This window comes from Bradyrhizobium sp. 956_D2_N1_4 (assembly GCF_052076025.1).
GTDB lineage: Bacteria > Pseudomonadota > Alphaproteobacteria > Rhizobiales > Xanthobacteraceae > Bradyrhizobium > Bradyrhizobium barranii.
In genome coordinates, this window is sequence record NZ_CP197237.1 from 3506621 (window position 1) to 3527989 (window position 21369).

24 protein-coding genes are annotated in these 21369 nt (G+C 64.4%); 11 read left to right on the forward strand and 13 right to left on the reverse strand.

Annotation, left to right across the window (positions count from 1 at the left end; genetic code table 11):
* Positions 1-8: 8 nt before the first annotated feature.
* The 3 genes from AB7535_RS16455 to AB7535_RS16465 form a co-directional block, all read right to left on the reverse strand.
* Positions 9-869 (reverse strand): PCC domain-containing protein, encoded by an 861-nt coding sequence (locus AB7535_RS16455; protein ID WP_135213718.1) that lies wholly within the window; start codon positions 867-869, stop codon positions 9-11.
* Positions 870-878: 9 nt separating this feature from the next.
* The gene (locus AB7535_RS16460; RefSeq protein WP_167767906.1) at positions 879-2486 is read right to left on the reverse strand and encodes an acyl-CoA synthetase; all 1608 of its coding nucleotides are present in this window, start codon (positions 2484-2486) and stop codon (positions 879-881) included.
* A 105-nt stretch (positions 2487-2591) separates the two neighbouring features.
* A complete protein-coding gene (locus AB7535_RS16465; RefSeq protein WP_135213720.1) occupies positions 2592-3089 on the reverse strand; it encodes a hypothetical protein in 498 nt (165 codons plus the stop codon).
* Positions 3090-3183: 94 nt separating this feature from the next.
* Here AB7535_RS16465 and AB7535_RS16470 point away from each other — a divergent pair, with 94 nt between their 5' ends.
* The 3 genes from AB7535_RS16470 to AB7535_RS16480 all read left to right on the forward strand — a co-directional run bounded on the left by AB7535_RS16470 (position 3184) and on the right by AB7535_RS16480 (position 4441).
* Positions 3184-3546 carry a hypothetical protein gene (locus AB7535_RS16470; RefSeq protein ID WP_135213721.1) on the forward strand — a complete coding sequence of 121 codons (363 nt, stop codon included), beginning with the start codon at positions 3184-3186 and terminating at the stop codon, positions 3544-3546.
* Between the two features lie 92 nt (positions 3547-3638).
* Positions 3639-4154, forward strand: a complete 516-nt coding sequence (locus AB7535_RS16475) for a DUF3828 domain-containing protein (RefSeq protein WP_135213722.1) — start codon at positions 3639-3641, stop codon at positions 4152-4154.
* Positions 4155-4165: 11 nt separating this feature from the next.
* Positions 4166-4441 (forward strand): GNAT family N-acetyltransferase, encoded by a 276-nt coding sequence (locus AB7535_RS16480; protein ID WP_135213723.1) that lies wholly within the window; start codon positions 4166-4168, stop codon positions 4439-4441.
* 47 nt (positions 4442-4488) lie between these two features.
* On the opposite strand, the gene AB7535_RS16485 is transcribed toward AB7535_RS16480, so the two are convergent.
* Positions 4489-4887 carry an SPW repeat protein gene (locus AB7535_RS16485; protein WP_135213724.1) on the reverse strand — a complete coding sequence of 133 codons (399 nt, stop codon included), beginning with the start codon at positions 4885-4887 and terminating at the stop codon, positions 4489-4491.
* A gap of 202 nt (positions 4888-5089) precedes the next feature.
* Positions 5090-6025 (reverse strand): tetratricopeptide repeat protein, encoded by a 936-nt coding sequence (locus tag AB7535_RS16490; RefSeq protein WP_354078811.1) that lies wholly within the window; start codon positions 6023-6025, stop codon positions 5090-5092.
* Positions 6026-6129: 104 nt separating this feature from the next.
* On the opposite strand from AB7535_RS16490, the gene AB7535_RS16495 reads away from it, so the two are divergent.
* Positions 6130-6399, forward strand: coding sequence for a GNAT family N-acetyltransferase (locus tag AB7535_RS16495; RefSeq protein ID WP_135213726.1), 270 nt, complete (start codon positions 6130-6132; stop codon positions 6397-6399).
* A gap of 53 nt (positions 6400-6452) precedes the next feature.
* On the opposite strand, the gene AB7535_RS16500 is transcribed toward AB7535_RS16495, so the two are convergent.
* Positions 6453-6851, reverse strand: coding sequence for a DUF3597 domain-containing protein (locus tag AB7535_RS16500; RefSeq protein ID WP_028156132.1), 399 nt, complete (start codon positions 6849-6851; stop codon positions 6453-6455).
* A gap of 332 nt (positions 6852-7183) precedes the next feature.
* On the opposite strand from AB7535_RS16500, the gene AB7535_RS16505 reads away from it, so the two are divergent.
* Positions 7184-8092 carry a DUF2189 domain-containing protein gene (locus tag AB7535_RS16505; RefSeq protein ID WP_166341915.1) on the forward strand — a complete coding sequence of 303 codons (909 nt, stop codon included), beginning with the start codon at positions 7184-7186 and terminating at the stop codon, positions 8090-8092.
* A 135-nt stretch (positions 8093-8227) separates the two neighbouring features.
* Entirely contained in the window at positions 8228-9052 is an 825-nt protein-coding gene (locus AB7535_RS16510; RefSeq protein ID WP_063983140.1) for a lytic murein transglycosylase, read from the forward strand.
* 60 nt (positions 9053-9112) lie between these two features.
* Here the strand turns inward: AB7535_RS16510 and AB7535_RS16515 are convergent, their stop codons facing one another.
* Complete coding sequence (locus AB7535_RS16515) at positions 9113-9439, reverse strand: hypothetical protein (protein WP_028152352.1); 327 nt, start codon at positions 9437-9439, stop codon at positions 9113-9115.
* A 639-nt stretch (positions 9440-10078) separates the two neighbouring features.
* On the opposite strand from AB7535_RS16515, the gene AB7535_RS16520 reads away from it, so the two are divergent.
* The 4 genes from AB7535_RS16520 to AB7535_RS16535 all read left to right on the forward strand — a co-directional run bounded on the left by AB7535_RS16520 (position 10079) and on the right by AB7535_RS16535 (position 13543).
* Positions 10079-10231 carry a DUF1127 domain-containing protein gene (locus AB7535_RS16520; protein WP_007590701.1) on the forward strand — a complete coding sequence of 51 codons (153 nt, stop codon included), beginning with the start codon at positions 10079-10081 and terminating at the stop codon, positions 10229-10231.
* A 126-nt stretch (positions 10232-10357) separates the two neighbouring features.
* Positions 10358-11785, forward strand: coding sequence for a methylenetetrahydrofolate--tRNA-(uracil(54)-C(5))-methyltransferase (FADH(2)-oxidizing) TrmFO (gene trmFO, locus AB7535_RS16525; RefSeq protein WP_135213730.1), 1428 nt, complete (start codon positions 10358-10360; stop codon positions 11783-11785).
* Positions 11786-11793: 8 nt separating this feature from the next.
* Positions 11794-12888: an AMP-binding enzyme gene (locus AB7535_RS16530; protein WP_135213731.1), complete on the forward strand. Its 1095-nt coding sequence runs from the start codon at positions 11794-11796 to the stop codon at positions 12886-12888.
* Positions 12889-12958: 70 nt separating this feature from the next.
* Positions 12959-13543 carry a CAP domain-containing protein gene (locus AB7535_RS16535; RefSeq protein ID WP_439036681.1) on the forward strand — a complete coding sequence of 195 codons (585 nt, stop codon included), beginning with the start codon at positions 12959-12961 and terminating at the stop codon, positions 13541-13543.
* A 12-nt stretch (positions 13544-13555) separates the two neighbouring features.
* Here AB7535_RS16535 and AB7535_RS16540 read toward each other — a convergent pair whose 3' ends face one another.
* From AB7535_RS16540 to AB7535_RS16560, 5 genes are all read right to left on the reverse strand, one after another.
* Positions 13556-14029, reverse strand: coding sequence for a VOC family protein (locus AB7535_RS16540; protein WP_439036682.1), 474 nt, complete (start codon positions 14027-14029; stop codon positions 13556-13558).
* A 122-nt stretch (positions 14030-14151) separates the two neighbouring features.
* Positions 14152-15486, reverse strand: coding sequence for an MFS transporter (locus AB7535_RS16545; protein WP_135213732.1), 1335 nt, complete (start codon positions 15484-15486; stop codon positions 14152-14154).
* A 39-nt stretch (positions 15487-15525) separates the two neighbouring features.
* Positions 15526-16467 carry a hydroxymethylglutaryl-CoA lyase gene (locus tag AB7535_RS16550; protein ID WP_135213733.1) on the reverse strand — a complete coding sequence of 314 codons (942 nt, stop codon included), beginning with the start codon at positions 16465-16467 and terminating at the stop codon, positions 15526-15528.
* On the reverse strand, positions 16464-17657 hold the full coding sequence (locus AB7535_RS16555) for a CaiB/BaiF CoA transferase family protein (RefSeq protein WP_135213734.1): 1194 nt from the start codon (positions 17655-17657) through the stop codon (positions 16464-16466). Before AB7535_RS16555 ends, AB7535_RS16550 begins: the two co-directional genes overlap by 4 nt.
* A 113-nt stretch (positions 17658-17770) precedes the next feature.
* Positions 17771-18727: a LysR family transcriptional regulator gene (locus tag AB7535_RS16560; protein ID WP_224517269.1), complete on the reverse strand. Its 957-nt coding sequence runs from the start codon at positions 18725-18727 to the stop codon at positions 17771-17773.
* A gap of 202 nt (positions 18728-18929) precedes the next feature.
* Between AB7535_RS16560 and AB7535_RS16565 the strand changes: the two genes are divergently transcribed.
* A complete protein-coding gene (locus AB7535_RS16565) occupies positions 18930-20108 on the forward strand; it encodes an aminotransferase class V-fold PLP-dependent enzyme (protein ID WP_135213735.1) in 1179 nt (392 codons plus the stop codon).
* Positions 20109-20119: 11 nt separating this feature from the next.
* Here AB7535_RS16565 and AB7535_RS16570 read toward each other — a convergent pair whose 3' ends face one another.
* On the reverse strand, positions 20120-21364 hold the full coding sequence (locus tag AB7535_RS16570; RefSeq protein WP_063983131.1) for a threonine ammonia-lyase: 1245 nt from the start codon (positions 21362-21364) through the stop codon (positions 20120-20122).
* Between the last annotated feature and the right edge of the window lie 5 nt (positions 21365-21369).

Consider the following 21369-nt stretch of genomic DNA (forward strand, 5'->3'; position numbering starts at 1 on the left):
CGCCGATACTAGCCCAACACCTCGAGCGCCAGCTCCATGGTCATCAGCACGGGATTGTCCCCACGGATCAGACGGCCCTCAGCGATGCCGCCAGTGTAGTCGATCAGGGCAATGTCGAGCGCCGCCTCCGGTGCACCCGAACTGCCCTGTACAATTGTCCCCGCTGTCACAGCGAGCTCGGTCGCGAACGGTTCGGTCACGCCGCCATGGGTGAAGCGCGCGCCGATGGTCGAGCCGACGCCGCCGTGAATCTTCGCGCGTGCGATGCCATGCGCGCGGCAGAACGCTTCGAGGCAGCCGGCAAAATCCTGGTTGGGCCGCAGCCGAAGTGAGAAGGCGCGGCTCGTGGTGCGCGCGCCGGTGCTCACACCAGGCACCGGCCCGAACAGCTTGAAATTGGTCTCGGGATCGGGCTCCGCGGTGAACATCGCGCCGTCGATGCCGAACGCTTCGACCTCGAACGGCTCGGCGACAACCGTCTCGTCCGGGAGCATGTGGCCGCCGCTTGCCTTGCCGTCCGGCTCCGTCCAGAGCCCGTGGCAATGAAAGAACGGGGCGCCATCGCGCATACCGAGCGTCATGCTGCCGAGTTTCGTGCGCATCACGCCGCTGGGGCGAAAAGTGTCACTGTAGAACGCTGCGTTCTCACCTGTCTTCGACAGCGCCGGCATCACATATGCGAATGGTCCGAGCGCAGCGCTGCCAAAATTCAGCACGCCACTGGCAAACCCCTCCGCCGCAAAACCACGCCGAGCGGCTTCGAGCAGCGGCAGACCCGCTTCGAGCCTGAACGAGAACGCGCGCCCCCTCGCCTCGACCCATTGGATGCGTTCGGCGACAGGCGCGCCCGGCTGCTTGATACTTCGCATCGCGTATGCTCAGCCCGCCTGCTTGTTGTCGAGATCGAGCAGTCCGCGCGCCTCGAGCTCATCGCGCACCATGCGCTTCGGGATCTTGCCATAGCCGGACTTCGGCAACGCCTCCCAGAAGAAGAACCGCTTCGGCATCTTGTAGCGCGGCACCTTCGGCAGGAGGAACGCCGCCATCTCGGCTTCGCTCACCGGCTTCTCGCCTTCGCGCGCGACGCAGACGGCGACGCCGACCTCGCCCCAGGTCGCGTCGGGCACGCCGAGCACGGCGACCTCGCCGACCGCAGGATGCGTCAAGATCTTCTCCTCGATCTCGCGCGGATAGATGTTGGAGCCGCCGGAGATGTACATGTCGGAGGCGCGTCCCGTGATGTAGACGAACCCCTCCTCGTCCATGTGCCCGAGGTCGCCGGTGCGGAACCAGCCGTCGCGGAACGCCTTCGCATTGGCCTCGGGGTTGTCGTAGTAGCCGGCGAGCACTGCAGGCCCGATCACGCAGATCTCGCCGCTCTGGTTGACTGCCAGCTCGCGGCCCTCGTCGTCCTGGATCGAGACCTGCATGGCCGTGCGCTCGAAGCCGCAAGTGCCGATCTTCGCATAGGGCCCGTCCTCGGGATCATGCAGCGCCGCCGGCAGCACGGTGATGTTGCCGGTGACCTCGCCGAGGCCAAAATACTGCACGATGACCTTGCCGAGCTTCTTCAGCGCGGCCTTCTGGTCCTCGCGGTACATCGGCGCGCCGGCATAGATCACGTGACGCAGCGAGGAATGATCGTATTTGTCGGCGGCGGGATGCTCGACCATCATCTTCAGGATCGTCGGCACCGTGAAGAGATTGCTGACCCGATGCGCCTCGATCAGGCGGAACGCCTCGTCGATGTCGAATTTCTCCGTCGGCAGCAGCACGGTGCATACGCCGCGGGCGGTCTGCACCAGCTGATGGACGCCGGCGCCATGCGACAGCGGCGCCACCACCAGCGACGCATCCGCTTCCGTGACGCCGGGGGTGAGATCGGCGAGATGGTTGGTGACGACAAAACCCATCTGGCCGTGGGTCAGCACCGCGGCCTTGGAGCGGCCAGTGGTGCCGGAGGTGAAGAAGAACCAGCAGGGATCGTCGTGCTCGACGGCGACGTTCGCAACGCTTGCACCGGCCTGCGAGGCGATGGCTTCCGCCACCGAGCGCTCGCCGAACGAGCCCTTGCCGTCGACGCTCCAGGTGAACTCCAGCGCCCCCCCCTTCACGGCTGCAGCGTGCTCGGGAAAATCGACGTGGCACAGGAACGCCTTCGCGCCGGAGGCCTGCGCGAGATAGGTGACCTCATCCGGCATCAGGCGGAAATTGGTGGGCACCCAGACCGCACCGAGCCGGAACGCGGCGAACATCGAGAAGAACATCTCGTCGCCGTTCTTGGAATGGACGAGGATGCGGTCGCCCTTGGCGATGCCGCGCGCGGCGAGTGCGGCGGCCAGCGCCGAGACCTGCGCATCGATCTCGCGCCAGGTCCAGGATTTGTCCCCCCAGACGAAACCAGGACGCGACCCATGCCGCCGCGCATTCTGGGTCAGCATGTGAGCGAGATTCATGACGCGGCGGGACATGCGCAGGGGCTGCATCGGGCTTCCTCTTCGACGGCGGGCGGCGCACGAGCCGCCCGCTCCTTGCAGCCCATTTATCGCCATCGAATGCGGCGTAGCAAGGCCGCCGGTCGCGCATCTGCCCTACGGCTGCTTGAACGCAAACGGCGTCGCCGTGATGGCCTTCTCCTTCCAGCAGGCCTGCGCACCGAAACCGCCGCAATAGCTACCGTGCAGATCGAAGCGAATGGTGCGCGCCGCGCCACGCTTCATCGGCGGCGGCAAGATCTTGTAGCTGCGGACATAGCCGTCGAACACGGGGCGCACGCTGCCATCGGGCAGAGTCACCAGGACGTTCATGACGCAGCCGCCGGTTCCGCAATAGGTGGTCTCGCGCTCCCCGCATTTGGTGTCGCGGAAATCGACGATGTAATCCTCACGGCCGTCCCCGGTCAGGTCGATCTTGCGCACGGTGTCCGGCGCGAAGGTCACCAGTCCACCGTCCTGGCTGTCGCATTCCTCATTGGCGTAGCGCAGCGCCTGCTGCACGCCGGGCGGATAATCGGCCGGATTGAACGGTTTTGCATCATCGGCGCGCGCAGCGGTGGCGAGCAGTGTGAGCAGGAGGATCAGATAGCGCATTCGCGTTTGTCGCCAGCGCGGCCGCGACCGTTCAGGGAATTTTAAACACGATCGGCGCAACCTCGCTCAGTTCTCGCGTAAAGAGTGCCGCATCATGGTCAAAGCGCCCGCCTTCCTCCTGTTGTCGCTGGCGCTCGCCGGATGTGCCGTGGCGCCTCAGGCGCACCTCTCCGCCGACCCCGCCTTCAAGCCTGCGCGCTATGCCTGGGATGGCGCCGGCGAGGATCCCAACCAGCCACGTTCCGGGGCTCCGCGTGCCACGCGCGCCGACGCCGGCTCCGAGCACAACAGGTCGCAAGCCGGACTTCAGCCCTATTCGAAGGAATGGTGGCAGGCCCAGGACGGCATCGAGGCCGAGCAGGACGCCAAGGTCACCCGCTCCCTCGTCATCTGCCAGGGTTGCCTCCGCCCGCAGCCGCAATCTGAAGATTCCAGGCTCGCCAAAGCGACCGATTGAACCGAGCGGCCGCGCCATCGGTCTACAGAGATACGCGCTGACGCCGGCCGCTCCGGCCATGCGGTCGCACGTCATTATCTCAGGGACATTTCATGCTCACCCGTCGGACCTTCGTCGCCGCCTCTCTGCTTGCCACCGCCTCCCCGGCATTCGCCGTGATGCCTGCCTCCAGCGATCCCGTCGCGATCCTGACCGCCATCTACACGCGCGCAGCCAAGGGCAAAGGCGATAGTGGCGGCGCCTTCGTCATCGAGAACAAGGCGGCCAAAACAAAATATCTCTCGAGGGCGCTGGTCGCGCTGTGGGCCAAGGCGGATGCGCATACGCCGAAGGGCGACGTTGGTCCGGTCGATTTCGATCCCGTCACCAACTCGCAGGAACCGGACGTGAAATCCTTCAAGGTTGACGCAGAGAAGATGGAGGCCGACAAGGCGACGATCGCGGTGACCATCACCGGCCACCGCAACGACCGCAAACCCGCCGACCAGATCGTGCGTTATGACTTCGTGCGCGAGGCCAACAGCTGGCGGATCGACGACATCAAGGGCTCGTCCGACGGCGAGGCCTGGTCGATCCGCAAGATGCTGGCGGACTCGTTGAAGACCTGACGGGAGACACCATGAGCGACGTCATCGATAACAAGGCCGATCATCGCTTCGAGCTGGAGGTGGAGGGCCATCTCGCGACTGAACACTACAAGCTCGACGGCAACGTCATCACCTTCGAGCATACCGACGTGCCGAAAGAGCTCGGTGGCAAGGGCGTCGGCTCGAAGCTGGTGCAAGGCGCGCTCGACCGGGTCCGCGCGGCCGGCTTGAAACTGATCCCGCAATGCCCGTTCGTGAAGGCGTGGATCGAGAAACATCCGGAGTATGCGGATTTGGTGAAGAGATAGCGAGCGCAGGCCGCCGAGCGCGCGGCAGGCCTGCTCAAATCTACCGCCTATTGCCCATGCTTCAGCATATCCTGGTCACTCAGATCCCAGTCCTGCCACAGCTGGAGCACGCCGAGGATCACCGCTACCGCTCCCAGACTCGTATGGTAGATCCGGAGAAAACCTTCGCCGGAATAACCGAACACATAGGGCGAGACGATAAGCCACAGCCCGACCAGGATCGTCGCCACCTCCTGCCAGCGCTGCAACGCGACATATTCGAGCTGGCTCAGGCCAAATACGACGAGGCCGATTGCGACCGTGTTCAGGATCATCGTCTGGCGTTCGACGATCGACGAGTGATCCTGGATGGGGAACCACGGCGATGCGACAATCAGCGCGCCGAGCAGCATCCCGCACCAATCTTCCCATGTTCGATGAGTCTTGATGAAACTAAAGTCCGACATCGTACCCTCCTCCAAAAGAGGCATACGTCAGCGGCTGGCGATCATGACACTCCGAATGTCTAGCGACCGTGCCGGCCGCATTCGGGCGTATGTCCTGTAACGAGACGTGGGGAACCGGGTGCACGATTGCAAGACGGACTGATGTTTTTTGCCAGCGAGGCAGCATTAGCGAATTATGGCTCACGCGTTGATCGAACGCTCGCTACAGAGCCCCAAGCTTCTGCAGTGCATCATGCGCGGACGGCAGTCCTGGACGCAATTCCAGCGCCTTCCTGAAGTCGGCAATCGCGCCCTGCCTGTCGCCGAGGCGCAGCCTGGCCTGGCCGCGATTGTTCCAGGAGAACACGTCGGAGGGATCGTATTGCAGCGCCTTGTCGTAGTCGGCGAGGCCGCCCTTGTTGTCGCCCCGATAGAGCCGGATCATGCCGCGATTGCGCCAGCCGCGTGCGTCGGTCGGCGCGACGCGGATCGCCTCGCCGTAGTCGGCGGAGGCCCGGTCGAGCTGCTCGCTGTCGCGGTAGACGTTGCCGCGGTCGATATAGGCAATCAGATCCGGTGCAAGCTTGATCCGCATGCTGTAGTCGGCAAGCGCATGCGCCGTGTCGTGCTTGCGGGCGTAGACGAAGCCACGGTTGGCGTAGGCGGTGACATAGTTGGGATCGCGCTTGATCGCCGCGTCGAAATCGGCAAAGGCGCCGTCGAGGTCGCCCTTGTTGAAACGGGCCTCGCCGCGATTGCTGTAGGCCAGCACCAGCGACGGATCGAGCTTGACGGCCTGGTCGTATTCGGCGATGGCGCGATCGTAATCGCGCTTGAAGCTGTAGACGCGGCCGCGATTGTTGTAGGCGCAGGCATAGCCGGGATCGAGCCGGACTGCCTCGTCGAGATCGGACAGCGCGGCGTCGAGTTCGCGTTTCTCGGTGAGCCCATGGCCGCGATTGCAATAGGCGCCGGCGAGCCTCTGCCCGCTCTCGCTCCTGGTATCGATCACAGTCGAGCAGGCTTTGATCCGGGCGTCCGGCGTGCTGGTCAGCCCGACGCAGGCCTCCCAGGCCGGGGCGCCTTCGGCCGCAGCCGACACCGGCGCGGTCGAGACGAGCGCCGCAAGCAGCGCCAAGAGGCTGAGCGGGACACGCATTTTCCGGATATCTCCCCTGCGGCAACCTCCCTTGGTCGCACCTTGGCAAGGGCCGGTTCAGGCGCCTAGATCAGAGCACACGCAGCGCTTCGAAGGGATCTGGCATGGCGGTACGGGACAACAAGGACAGGAGTCGCTTCGAGCTCGATGCGGGCAACGAAATCGCCTTCGCCAATTACCGGCTGACGCCGTCGGCCGTGATCATCACCCATACCGAGACGCCGCACGCGCTACGCGGCCGCGGCATTGCATCCGAGCTGGTCAAGGGCGCGCTGGACTTGATCCGCCGTGACGGCAAGAAGGTGATCGCCGGCTGCGGCTTCGTCGTCGACTATCTCGACAGGCATCCGGAGGAAGCAGACCTCGTCGCCTGAACGCAAAAGGGCCCGCGAGATCGCGGGCCCCTGGCTTACGACCGAGCAATCGGTCAGTGCTTGATCTCCGGCGGCAGCTTGCCGCCATTGGCGGCCAGCTTGGACATCACCTGCTTGTGCAGCCAGACGTTCATGCTCGCCGAGTCGTTCATGTCACCGCTGTAGCCGAGCTCCTTGGCGAGGTCCTTACGCGCGGCAAGGCTGGAGTCGATGTCGAGCGCCTTCATGAGGTCGACGATCGAGGTGCGCCATTCCAGCTTCTCCTTCTGGGCAGCGACCAGCTTGTCGACGATGGCCGCAACGTCCACGGTTGCCATCGGCGCGGCAGCAGGCGCCGATCCGCCCGGCGCGGCGCTGGCGGGTGCGCTACCCGAGGGTGCGCCACCTGCGGGCGCGGCGGAAGCCGGATGGCTGCCGAAGATCGCGCCCATGATTTTCCCGAAAATGCTCATGTCTTCTCCCCGAAAAGGATCCGTTGGAAGGGCCTTGAGTGGCACTTATAGACGAAGTTACTGCGTTACGCCCGCGAAGTTCTGCGAACCGACAACCAGCATCAGCTTATCTGCGGCGAAATGACGACCGAATGACATCGTTGAGGTTGCGGTGCGGCATCGAATCTCAACCAAGCGTGTGGGACAGGACTCGGAAATGGGCGTACGCTCCACTTTCAGTTCGCGATGACGTCCGGAATTCGCGTCTGGCCGGAATCGCGAAACTCAGAAAAGCGGCCGCTTGCGCCGTTGCCGGCGCCGAATTCGGCTGCATGGCAAGGGAGCTAGCGACCATGGCCACACTCTACCCGGGCAATGTCCCCACTGTGGCCCAGCCCGCGGATGCGGCTGGACCGGTGATCCGAACCATCCAACTGTCCGATCTGCACGACGCGCTCAGGCGCGGCTGGGAAGATTTCAAGGCGGTGCCGAGCCACGCCATCATCCTCTGCGTGATCTATCCGGTGCTGGGCCTCGTGCTCGCCCGCGCGGTGATGGGCTATTCGGTGCTGCCGCTGTTGTTCCCACTGGCCGCAGGCTTCGCGCTGATCGGCCCGTTCGCCGCGCTCGGTCTCTATGAGCTCTCCAGCCGGCGGGAACGTTATGAGGAGGCCAGCGCCTGGAATGCCATGGAGGTACTGCGCTCGCCTTCGTTCGGCGCCATGCTCGGTCTCGGCACGCTGCTGCTCGCTCTGTTCGTGACCTGGGTTGCGACCGCTCAGGCGATCTATGTCGCGGCGTTCGGCTATGAGGGCGCGACCGGTATCTCTGATTTCATGACGCGCGTTCTGACGACCCAGCAAGGCTGGTGGCTGATCGTGGTCGGCTGCGGCACCGGCTTTCTGTTTGCGCTTGCCGCGCTCTGCATCAGCGCCGTGTCGTTCCCCTTGATGCTCGACCGCCATGCCGGCGCCTTCGAGGCGATGGTGACGTCGCTACGCGTCGTCGCCAAGAACCCGGTGCCGATGGCGGCTTGGGGCCTGATCGTGGCGGTGCTGCTAGCGCTCGGTACGATTCCGGCGTTCCTTGGCCTTGCCGTGGTGATCCCCCTGCTCGGCCATGCCACCTGGCACCTCTACCGCAAGGTGATCGTCTCGGAGCCCGGTGCACGTCCGGTGCCGCCCCCGCCGCATCGCCCGCGCAAGCCGGCCGCCGACTTCCCCGCCAACCTCTTCCCCTGGCGCAATCGGACGGACGCCTGACGATATCGTGACATGCGATCCTGCCCGGGCTCGGCTCGCGCAGGATTGCGTGCTGTCATACGCCTTGCTTTGGCCGCGGTTACAATCGAAATTGCCCCCGCCGGTCAGATCACTTCACGGAATCCATTTCATCTGATGACCCCGACGATTTCTCGTCTCGCTCTCGCAGCCCTCGCCCTCTCCGCGTCAATCCTAACCGCCCAGCCAGCCCTCGCCGCTGTTGCCTGCGGCTCGGGCAATTTCGACGCCTGGCTCGCGGACTTCAAAGCCGACGCCGCGGCCAAGGGCGTCTCGCAGCAGGCCGTTGCCGCCGGGCTTGCCGGCGTGACGCTCGATCAGAGCGTGCTCAACCGGGACCGCTCGCAAAAAGTCTTCACCCAGACCTTCGAGGAGTTCTCCGGCCGCATGGTGCCGCCGCGCATGCAGCGCGGCTCCAACATGATGAAGCAGTACGGCTCGGTGCTGTCCCGCATCGAACAGACTTATGGCGTGCCCGGCGAGGTGCTGGTCGCGATCTGGGGTCTCGAGACCGATTTCGGCGTCAACACCGGCAAGTTCGCCACCATCCGCTCGCTGGCAACGCTGGCCTATGATTGCCGTCGCTCCGACCAGTTTCGTGCCGAGCTGCTGGATGCGCTGCGCATCGTCCAGCGCGGCGACCTCGCCCCCGCCGACATGAAGGGCGCATGGGCCGGCGAGCTCGGTCAGACCCAGTTCATGCCGTCGTCCTGGATGAAATACGCCGTCGATTTCGACGGCAATGGCAAGCGCGACCTCTTGCACAACGCGCCCGACGTGCTCGCCTCCACCGCCAATTATCTCGCGGGCTACGGCTGGCAGCGCGGCAAGGACTGGCAGCCGGGCAGTCCGAATTTTGCGGTATTGCAGCAATGGAATAAGAGCGAAGTCTACTCCAAGACCGTCGCCTATTTCGCGACCCAGCTCGCACGCGCCCCTTAAATAGCGCCCGACAGGACGCGTAGGGCCGATCGCCCGGCGATCGGCCCTCTCTTGGTGCGTTTACTTCCCCATGGTGGCGTTCATCGCCTTGTTCAGGTGCGCGCCGCACACACCCATTTTGCCGTTGAGAAGCGCGTCCTGCGCAGCCGCGATCTCCTTCTGCGCCACGAACTTGCTGTCGCCGTCGGCCATGTTCTCGATCGCGGTCTCCGTCTTCTCCAGGTTGGCTGAGCTGCAACCGCCCATGGCGTGCTTGGCAGCCTGGGCCGGCGCGACGGCGAACGCGACGGCGGCAATTGCGATAACCCCGAGTAACTTCGTCATGATGTTACTTTCCTTCTCTTGTTCTTGTGACAGAACCAGCGACATTGCCAGAATCTGCGACATGACTTTCCTCCGGGCGCGGCAACTTGCCGCAATAAATTCCTCGCGAGAATTGCGTGATGTTGCGTGCGGCGCAGAGGCACCATGCAAAATTTCTGATTTTCATTACACCCTTGTAATGAACGCCACACGTTCGGCGTGTGTGCACCGCACCAGAGAGGCGGTTGCGGTCTGAAACGAGGCAGGGTGAGTTTCGGCAGGCTTCACGCCCGGCCGTCTGGTGATCCGCCAGCCCAAAGCGAGTTGGATCGTCGGGACCCGGTCGCATAGTGTCCCACATATGAATGGATTTATATTCATATCTATAGTTCCGCTATCATGCGATTCGCGCATGCGAGACTTGGGCGCAGGCGCTGACTGATCGCCTTGAGAACAGTTGGAACCCTACCTATTTCCATTTCACCGGTAACGAGAGTGGTTGCAGTAAACCCGTGAATTCACGGTGATTTATGGCAAAGCATTCCCTATTTCGCCTACCCTTTAGGCGAGAGTGCTCCGGGTTAATCGTCCGTTACCACCGCTATGCACCTCGCGCTTAGCTGCATCGCAACATCGGAACTTTCGCACTGCACCACTCTCACCTATATTCATTTCAACGATGAGGCCCGGGCAAGGGCTGAATCGAACTACAGGAGACTACCAATGCTGCTCTCGCTCATCCGCATGATCCAGGCTTTCCGGGACTATCAGCGCAATGTTGCCGAGCTGTCCCAGCTCAGCGATCGCGAACTGGCCGACATCGGCCTCGATCGCTCGGACATCCCGCGCGTTGCCGCCGGTCAGTATCAGGGCTGATTTCGTTCAGCCCTTCACCGGACGAACCGATAGCGCTCGCCTCGTGCGGGCGTTGTCGTTTCTGATGGCAGAAAACTCCATCTCGGCGATTCCACTGACCGCCGAAAAGCGCTACCTGTCCGCCCCATGACAGGAACCCAATCCAACATTGTGCACGTGATCGGCGCCGGCCTTGCCGGTTCCGAAGCCGCCTGGCAGGTCGCCAAATCCGGCGTGCCCGTGGTGCTGCACGAGATGCGGCCGGACCGCATGACCGAAGCGCACCGCACCGATGGGCTCGCCGAGCTCGTCTGCTCCAATTCGTTCCGCTCGGACGACGCCGCCAACAACGCCGTCGGCCTGCTGCACGCCGAAATGCGCCGGCTCGGCTCGCTGATCATGCGCGCGGCCGACGCCAACCAGGTGCCCGCCGGCGGTGCGCTCGCGGTCGACCGCGACGGCTTCTCGGCGGCCGTCACCAAGGCGCTCAACGACCACCCCCTGATCGAGATCGCCCGTGGCGAGGTTTCCGGCCTGCCGCCGGCCGATTGGAGCAACGTGATCGTGGCGACCGGCCCCCTCACCTCCGCCCCGCTGGCCGACGCCATCCGCGAATTGACCGACGAGAACGCTCTCGCCTTCTTCGACGCGATCGCGCCAATCGTGCATCGCGAGTCCATCGACATGTCGGTCGCCTGGTTCCAGTCGCGCTATGACAAGGTCGGCCCCGGCGGCACCGGTGCCGACTACATCAACTGCCCCATGACCAAGGAGCAGTATGACGGCTTCGTCGCCGCGCTGATCGCAGGCGAGAAGACCGAGTTCAAGGAATGGGAAACCAACACGCCCTATTTCGACGGCTGCCTGCCGATCGAGGTGATGGCGGAGCGCGGCCCCGAGACGTTGCGCCACGGCCCGATGAAGCCGGTCGGCCTCACCAATCCGCACGATCCCACCACGAAGGCCTACGCGATCGTGCAGCTGCGCCAGGACAACAAGCTCGGCACGCTCTACAACATCGTCGGATTCCAGACGAAGCTGAAATACGGCGAGCAGCAACGCATCTTCCGCAGCATTCCGGGGCTGGAGAAGGCCGAATTCGCCCGCCTCGGCGGCCTGCATCGCAACACCTTCCTCAATTCGCCAAAGCTGCTCGACGGCCAGCTGCGCCTGCGCGCGCAGCCGCGGCTGCGCTTCGCCGGTCAGATGACCGGCTGCGAGGGCTATGTGGAATCCGCCAGCGTCGGCCTGATCGCCGGTCTCTATGCGGCGGCGGATGCGCGCGGCGAGACGCTGGCGAGCCCGCCCGCTACGACGGCACTGGGATCGCTGCTCGGTCACATCACCGGCGGCCATATCGAGACCATCGAGCCCGGTACACGCTCGTTCCAGCCGATGAACATCAATTTCGGCCTGTTCCCGCCGCTCGCGAGCGCGCCGACGAAGAAGCCCGACGGCACGCGCCTGCGCGGCAACGAAAAGACGGTGGCCAAGAAGCAGGCGATGAGCGCGCTGGCACTCGCCGATCTCGATCGCTGGATCGCCGATCACCTGCGCATCGCCGCAGCCGCGTGAGTTTTTCGATGAGTCTTCCCAAAGACGACGCCGCGACACTGTCGGCGCGCTGGACCGAGGGCGTGCTGCTCAAGCGCGACGTGTTCTCGACCGTCGAGCGCGGCCGCTTCCGCGGTGACAGCGGCGAGGTCGACGCCGTGCTGCGCCGGCTCGACGAAGTGCCGTGGTGGTCATTCCTCCTGGCCCGTCATCTGTTCGCGCGCGAGAAACACGCACTCGTTCTTGCAAAAGGCCTGAACGTCGGCCCCGAGTTGCTGTGGGCCGGACGCCGCGCCCTGGTACGCGGCTTTGTCGACGGCGTCGCGCTCCATCTCGCCAAGCCGCATGGCGACCTCGCCTATTTCCGCTCGGCCAAGGCGGCGCTACGCCGGCTGCGCCGCGCCGGCATCTGCCACAACGATCTCGCCAAGGAGCAGAACTGGCTGGTCGGCCGCGACGGCCGCGCCTATGTCACCGACTTCCAGCTCGCGGCCTGCTTCAACCGACGTGGCCGGCTCTACCGCATCCTCGCCTACGAGGACCTGCGGCATCTGCTCAAGCACAAGCGTTCCTATGCACCCGAGGCGCTGACGCCGCGCGAGCGAAAAATCCTGGCGAAGAAATCATTCGCCGCCAGCCTGTGGCTCGCGACCGGCAAGAAGGTCTATCGCGCGATCACGCGCGGCCTGTTCAACTTCACCGACCGCGAGGGCGGCGGCCGCCGGCTGGTCAACGACGCGCCGGTGCTGGCCGAGCTGATCCGCAAGAACCCGGCCGTGCGCGACACCGCCATCGTCGCCTTCGCCGACCGCCGCTCCGGCGTCGGGCTCTATGCCTTCGTCGAGGCCGATCAGGCCACGCTTGAAGGCGAGCTTCGCAGCGAACTTTCGGCCGCCAAGGGTCCAAAGCCGCCGGAGCACATCCAGGTCGTACACGCGCTGCCCCGCGATACCAGCGGCAAGCCGCGGACCGAGATCCTGCAACTGGTCGCCATGAACCAGCTCGACCTGATCGAGCCGATGATGAAGAACGACCAGGACCGCGCCTTCCTCAAGGACATCCTGGAACAGCGGAAGAACCTGCGGGACCGTTTCAATTTCGAGGCGGACCTGCCGGCGGGCTGACGGGCTGCTCGCGCCTTGAAGCGTCCACATTGGCGATAGAGAAGCGATCGGATCATTCGGGCGGCGGGTCATGGGCATTCGGAGGGTGATGATGCATGGTGTGGTTGGCGGCGTGATCGCTGGCCTTCTGCTGCTCGCAGCTGCGCCCGCGATGGCCGAATCCCCGGCCGAGCTGATCTCCGGCTTTCGCCTCAAGAACGGCGAAGTCCGCGTCGTCCGCGATTCAACCCTTGACCGCATCGCCATGGACCAGGCCCGCGCGATGGCGGCAAAGGACGACCTCAGCCACGACGCGCTCGGCCCGTTCAACCGGCGCGTCGCACCGGCCGGCGCGGGCCGCGCGGCCGAGAACATCGCCTACGGCTACGACAATTTCGAGAAGACGCTGGGACAGTGGATCGACTCGTCCGGGCATCGCAAGAACCTGCTGCTGCACAACGCCTCCCGCGTCGGTATCGCGAGCGCAAAAAATGCCAGCGGCAAGCGAACCTATTGGGCCATGGTGATCGCGGGCGACTACGAGCCGAAGGGCAAGGGCAAAGGTAAAGGCAAGAAGGACGAGGAGCCGCTGGTTGCCGTGAAGCGCGAGGCCGCGCCCGCCAGCAAGCCCAAATCCAGCGGCTGCCACGTCAAGCTGCTCGGCCTCTGTATCTGAGACGAGAAAATTTCAGCCGCGGCGCGCGGCCTCGATCGCGGCGACATCGATCTTCGTCATCCCCATCATCGCATCGAAGGCGCGCTTGGCCTCGGCACCGCCCGCCGCCAGTGCCTCAGTCAACACCCGCGGCGTGATCTGCCAGGAGAGGCCCCATCTGTCCTTGCACCAACCGCAGGCGCTCTCCTGCCCGCCATTGCCGATGATGGCGTTCCAATAGCGGTCGGTCTCCTCCTGATCGTCGGTGGCGATCTGGAACGAGAAGGCCTCATTGTGCTTGAAGATCGGACCGCCGTTGAGGCCGAGACAGGCGACCCCGGCCACGGTGAACTCGACGGTGAGCACGTCGCCGGCCTTACCCGACGGGTAGTCGCTGGGCGCGCGGTGGATGGCGCTCACTGCGCTGTCGGGGAACATCTCGGCATAGAAGCGGGCAGCCGCCTCGGCGTCTTTGTCGTACCAGAGGCAAATCGTGTTCTTCGCCATTGCGCGTCCCCTTCGGTTCCGGGCCATCACACCGCCATCCATTGAGAATGGACGGCGGTGTGATGTCTTTCGCCTAGATACCCTCTTGAATGCGCCTCACCAAGGCGCGCCAATGCCGCGGCCTATGCGACCCGGGGTTCCGCCACGTCCCTGGCTTTCAGGTCTCGCGGAAGCACCGTCAGCAGCAGCAACGCACAGAGCACGCACAAGCCGCCAATGACATAGAGCGCCGGCGTCGTGCTGCCGGTCACATCCTTGACCGAGCCAACCATGACCGGGCTGACGATGCCGCCGACCTGCCCCAGCGTGTTGATGAGTGCGATCCCGCTCGCTGCCCCCGCACCGGTGAGAATTTTCGGAGGCAGCGTCCAGAATGTCGGAATGGCCGCAACCACGCCGGCACCAAGGATGGCAAGCGCGCCAACCAGCGTGACGACGTTCCTGTCGAATACGCCCGAGGCGAAGAAGCCCACCGCCGCCGTCAGCACCAGACCCGCGACGAATTTGGGGCGCTCCCCCGATGCATCCGACAATCGGCCTACGACGATCATGCAGATGGCGCCGCAGATATAGGGAACGGCGGTCAGGAAGCCGATCGCAGCCGCACTTCCGCCCCCGGCCGCCTTGATCAGGTCGGGCGCCCAGAAATTGAGGCCGTAGGAGGCGATCTGGATCAGGAAGTAGATGAATCCGAGCAGCAGCACGCCGGGCATGAGCAGCGAGCGCCATGCCGAATGCTCGCCGATCTCGTTCTTCTGGCGGTCCAGCTGAACCGAGATCAATCGGCGCTCGTCGTCGCTCAACCATTCGGCCTGCTCGATCCCGTCGTCGAAGCGCAGCAGCACGACGAAGCCAAGCGCAACGCAGGGAATGCCGCCAGCCAGAAACAGCCATTGCCAACCGGCCAGACCGTGCAGCCCGTTCAGATAGTTGAGGATGAGACCCGAGATCGGCGCGCCGATGATCCCCGAGAATGCAGTGGCGAGAAAGAACACGGACGTCATGCGGCCGCGATGCGATTTTGGAAACCAGAGTGTCAGGTAATAGAGAATGCCGGGCGCAAATCCCGCCTCCATGGCGCCAATCACGAAGCGCAGCGCATAGAACTGCCACTCGCTATGAACGAAGACCATCGCCGCCGTCGCCAGCCCCCAGGAAATCATGATGCGGGCGATCCAGCGCCGCGCGCCGAAGCGATAGAGCAGCATATTGCTCGGCACTTCCAGCAGGACGTAGCCAACGACGAACAGGCTGGCGCCAAATCCGTAGGCTGTGTTGCTGAGGCCGAGATCGGCCTGGAGCGCAGCCTTGGCAAAGCTGATGTTGACGCGGTCGAAGAACGCAAAGAAGTAGCAGACGATGATCAGCGGCATCAGCCGCCACGCAATCTTCTTGATGACCTGATGCTCTGTGAGTCCAGTATCGAGGTCGGCAGTCGCCGCCGTGGCAATCGTCATGGTTTCCTCCAATGTGTTTTGAATTTTGATAGCGGTCGATCAGCCCGAGCGTCGCAGCCGCTCGGGTATGGGGTGCAGATCGAGGGGACGGCCGGCCTTGGCGACCTGTCCCGGCACCTCATGTCCGACCACTCCAGGCAATCGGAACGAGAGATCGATCAAGCGCTGCAGATCGAGACCGGTTCGCAAGCCCGTCTCGTGGCAGAGATTGACGAGGTCTTCGGTACAGACATTGCCGGTGGCGCCCGGCGCAAATGGACATCCGCCGAGGCCGCCCAGCGCGGCGTCAAAGCGGCGCGCGCCGGTGTCATAGGCCGCGAGGACGTTAACCAGCCCGAGACCGCGCGTGTTGTGGAAGTGAAGCGTAAGCATGTCCGCAGGGACCAGCATCAAGACCGCGGCAACCAGCTGCGAGACCTGATTGGGATTGGCCATGCCCGTGGTGTCGGCGAGCGTGACGCCGTCGACCCCGAGATCGAGATAGCGCTTGACGATATCGAGCACCTTCTCGAGAGGCTGCAGGCCTTCGAACGGACAGCCGAACGCGGTCGCAACCGTCGCGTTGACCAACGCGCCGCCTGCGTGGGCCGGCTTCACGATCTCGCTGAGCGACGCCAGCGACGCCGCATGCGTCATGTTCATGTTGGCACGGTTGTGCGTTTCACTCGCCGACATCACGAAATTGAGCTCGTCGGCGCGTGCGGCCAGCGCCAGCTCAGAACCCTTCCGGTTCGGGATCAGCGCCGTATAGATCGTGCCTGGCCGCCGCTCGATGCCGGTGAAGACGTCCGTGGCGTCGCGCAGCGACGGCACGGCCGCCGCTGACACGAATGACGAGACCTCGATGCGACTGAAGCCGATCGCAGAGAGCGAATTGATCAGCCGGATTTTCTCGCTGGTTTCGACCCATTTCGCTTCGATCTGAAGGCCGTCGCGCGGAGCGACCTCCTGGATCCGGATGTCCGGTGGCGGCGCCGTCATTGCACCGCTCCGCTGCGGCGCAGCTGCGCGATATCGCCTGCCTGCAAGCCGAGACCCGCGAGCACCTCGTCGGTATGCTGTCCCAGCGTCGGGCCAGGCCATTTGACGGCGCCCGGGGTGTCGGAGAGCTTTGGCGCGATGCCCGGCATCTTTACGGTGACATCGCCCGGCAGCTCGGTCTGCAGGATCATCTCGCGGGCGGCGTAATGGGGATCGTCGACAATATCGGCGACGGAATAGATCCGGCCCGCGGGAACGTCGGCCGCATCGAGACGTGCGAGGATCTCGTCCATCGTTCGCTGCGAGGTCCATGCAGTGATGGCAGCATCGAGCAAGGCGTTGCTGCGGACACGTCCGTCATTGCTGGCAAGGGCCGGATCGTCGGCAAGGTCCGGCCGCCAGATGACCAGCATCAAGCGTTTGAAGATCGCGTCGCTGTTGCCGGCGATCACGACATGGCGCCCGTCGGAGCTGGGATATGTATTGGATGGACTGATGCCCGGCAGGGCGCCGCCGGTGCGGGTCCTGACATGACCCATGAGGTCATATTCGGGGACAAGACTCTCCATCAGGTTGAACACGCTCTCATAGAGCGAGACGTCGACCACCTGCCCTCGCCCCTGCCCTGTCTTGACACGAAGCAGCGACATCAGCGCGCCGATCACGCCATGAAGCGAAGCAAGGCTGTCGCCGATGCTGATGCCGACCCGGGCCGGCGGGCTGTCGGGATCGCCGGTAGTGAAGCGCAGCCCGCCCATGGCCTCTCCGATCGCGCCGAACCCGGAGCGGTCGCGGTAAGGGCCGGTCTGCCCGTAGCCGGAGATGCGGACCAGTGTCAGGTCCGGATTGAGCTTTGAGAGCACGTCCCAGCCGAGGCCAAGCTTCTCGAGGCTTCCTGGCTTGAAATTCTCGATCACGACATCGGCTTGCGCGGCCAGGCGCAGCGCGACGTCGCGCCCGTCAGGCGATTTCAGATCGATCGCGATCGACTTCTTGTTGCGGGATTGCAGGTACCACCAGAGCGAGGTGCCCTGATGCAGCTTGCGCCATCTGCGCAACGGATCCCCGCTGCCCGGCTGCTCGATCTTGATGACTTCGGCGCCGAACTCAGCAAAGAGCCGCGCGGCAAATGGTGCCGCGATCAAAGTTCCGAGTTCGACGACTCGTATTCCGGATAATGGTCCGTCCACGTCTGGCGCTCCTCGATCGTCTTTGATCGTGGTGTCGCCGAGCGCAGGGCCTTAAGTCCAATATCCTTTGATGAACACGCGTTCGCGGATGACGAACGACACGAAGGCCGCCATCAGTGAGGTTTGGTTCCGGGCAATCGCAGATGATCGAGCATCAACTGGCTCGTCGCCGACAATCCCGCGGGATCCCTGGCCACCAGCACCAGTTCGCGATCGGCCCAGTCGTCGCTTAACTCGACGGCCGTCAGATTCATGCCGTGACTGAGGACCTCGAACGCACGGTCGGGAATGAGGCCGATCCCCATGCCGGCCTGCACCATCCGGCAGACCGCATCAAAACCCGGTACGTGGACCCGCAACCGGATCGACTTGCCGATCTGCTGCGCGGTGTATTGCGAGCGCAGATAGATCGAGCTGGTCGCAAACAGGCCGACATGGTCGTAGTCGAGTGTATCGGCGAACGAAACGTCTCTTGCCGACGCAAGCGGATGATCGGATCGCACCACGATGACGAGGCGGTCGCGTCGATAGGAGAACCGCTCCAGCCCGCGCGTCGACACGTCTGCCGAGCAGATGCCGATTTCGGCCACGCCCTCCTCGACGCCGCGAACGACATCGGCGCTGGGGCGCTCCTGCAGATCGAGCCGCACCAACTCGTGCGAGCGAAAGAAGCCGGGCAGATCGTCGGGAAGGAATTCGACGATCGACGACAGATTGGCCAGCATCCGCACATGCCCGCGCACGCCGCGCGCATGCTCGGCCATGTCGACGGCGATCTTCTCGACGTTGAGCAACGTCACGCGCGCATGATGCAGCAGCGATTCACCGGCCGGCGTCAGCGCCATGCCGTTCGGATGCCGCTCGAACAGCGCGACCTCGAGCACTTCCTCGAGATCATGCATGCGCTTGCTGACAGCAGAGGGCGCGATCGCCTCGCGCTGCGAGGCGCGCGTCAAATTGCCTTCCTCACAGATGGCGATGAACAGCCTGAGGGTCGTGAGGTCGATCCGTCGGGTGATGTTGGTCCTGGGCGTCCCGGTCATTGAGCGGGATTGCGTTTTCTCTTGCATGGTCTGTTTCCCGATCCGGGAAGATATAGCGTTCGAAGCCACCGGGTTTCTCAAAATCCGGGGAGAAAGGCCGCCGATTTGGAATCCGATACCAAGACGAGGCAATAATCCGCCATTTTGTTCCAAGCTGCACATGAGCTTGCTCGCGCTCGTCAACGCGCCTAATTCATGGGATCGGGATAGCAGAGGCGGAGACCAGCACTTGATCGACATCGACCGGATACGTTCCGACACCCCGGCCGCCTCCCGCCTCGCTTATCTCCACAATGCCGGCGCGGCCCTCATGCCAACTGCCGTCGTCGCGGCAATGAAGGACCACATCGATCTGGAGGGCGAGATCGGAGGTTATGCCGCTGCCGACCGCGAGTCCGATCGGCTCGATGCGGTCTACGGCTCCGTAGCGCGCCTTCTGAATGCCGCCCCCGATGAGATCGCCCTCATGGAGAACGCGACAATTGCCTGGCAGATGGCGTTCTACGCGCTTCCGTTTCGCCAGGGCGATCGGATCCTGACCGCCGAAGCGGAATACGCAGCCAACTACGTCGCGTTTCTTCAGGTCGCAAGGCGCACGGGCGCGATCATCGATGTCGTGCCGAGCGACGCCACCGGCGAGCTCGACGTCCACGCGCTCGAACGCATGATCGACGAGCGCGTGAAGCTGATCGCCGTCACCTGGGTTCCGACCAATGGCGGATTGGTCAATCCCGCGGCGGCGATCGGCAAGATCGCGCGGGCGCACGGGATTCCCTATCTGCTCGACGCCTGCCAGGCGGTCGGCCAGATGACGGTCGACGTCGAAGCCGTCGGCTGTGACATGCTGTCGGCGACGGGGCGTAAATTCCTCCGCGGCCCGCGCGGCACGGGCTTTCTCTACGTCCGCCGCGAGATGCTGCAACGACTCGAGCCGCCGATGATCGATCACTTCGCCGCGCCCTGGGTCTCGCGCGGTGAATATCGGCTCCGTGACGATGCCCGCCGTTTCGAGACATGGGAGAACAATTACGCGGCACGTCTCGGTCTCGGCGCTGCCATCGATTATGCCCTCGCGATCGGCCTCGGCCCCATCGAGCAGCGCTGCCGTCTGCTTGCGGACCGTCTTCGCGGCGGCCTCGCCTCCGTTCGCGGCGTGACTATTCGCGACCTCGGACGCGCACCGGGCGCCATCGTCAGCTTCACGCTGGATGGGTATGAGGCGGACGCCATCGTCAGAAGCGCCGCTGCGGCAGGCATCACCATCGGCGCTTCAGATCCGGGGAGCACCCGTATCGATGCCGAAATCCGCTCGCTGCCACCGGTCGTGCGGGCCTCCCCGCATTACTACAACACGGAAGCCGAGATCGACCGGCTGATCGGCCACCTCGCGGGTTTGGCGCCGCGATAGCGGCGCGCCGCTCAGGTGCAGCGCGCGCTCAGTCCGGATGCGCCGAGCTTGGCCATGACCTCGTCGAGATGCGCGCTGTCGCGGGTCTCGATGACGAGCTGAAGCAGCGTCGCTTTGGCCGGCAGATCGGAGAAGGTCCGCTGATGCGAGACCTCGATGATGTTGGCGCCGGCCTCGGCCAGCAGTGAGGCGACGGCGGCCAATTGCCCCGGCCGATCGGGGATATCGAGCGACAACTGGGTCAGCCGCCCCTCGCGCGCCAGCTCACGCGTCAGAACGGAGGCGATCAGCCGCGTGTCGATGTTGCCGCCGCTCAGGACGAGGCCGACCTTCTGGCCGGCAAAGCGGGACGTATCGGACATCAGCGCGGCAAGCCCGGCGGCGCCGGCGCCCTCGACGACCGTCTTCTCGATCGAGATCAGGGTCGCGACCGCACGCTCGAGCTCGGCTTCGTTCACCAGCGCGATATCGTCGACGAGGCGGCGGACGATCTCGGTCGTGATCTTGCCCGGCGATTTCACCGCGATGCCTTCGGCGAGCGTGTCGCCGCGCGCGGGCAGATTGCCGTCATGGATGGCGTTGTACATCGAGGGGTAGAGCCAGGCCTCGACGCCAAGAATCCGCACCGTCGGCTTGATCGATTTCGCGGCAATGCCGATGCCGCTGATCAGGCCACCGCCGCCGATCGGGACCACCAGCGTATCGAGCTCCGGCACCGCCTTCAGCATCTCGAGCCCGACAGTGCCCTGCCCCGCGATGACGAGCGGGTCGTCGTAGGGGTGGACGAAGATCATGCCGCGGGCCTCGCCATGGCTGCGCGCATAGACGGCCGCCTCCTCCAGCGTCGCGCCCGTCACCACTACCTCGGCGCCGTGGTGCTTGGTGTTCTCGACCTTCACCATGGGCGTGCCGACCGGCATGACGATGGTGGCGGGAATGCCGAGCCGCTTGGCGTGATAGGCGACGCCCTGCGCGTGGTTGCCCGCCGACATCGCGATGACGCCGCGCGCACGCTCCTCCGGCGTCAGCGCGGTGAGCCGGTTGAGCGCACCCCGCTCCTTGAACGAGGAGGTGAACTGGAGGTTTTCGAATTTCAGCCAGATGTCGCAGCCGCAGATGTTGCTCAGCGTGCGGCTGTAGCTGCAGGGCGTCTCGACGACGGCGCCGCGGATGGTGTCGGCGGCGGCATGAATGTCGCCCAGAGCGACCGGAAGGCCGCTAAGATCGGGGGACGTGTTTTGGGACAACTCAGCCATAGGAC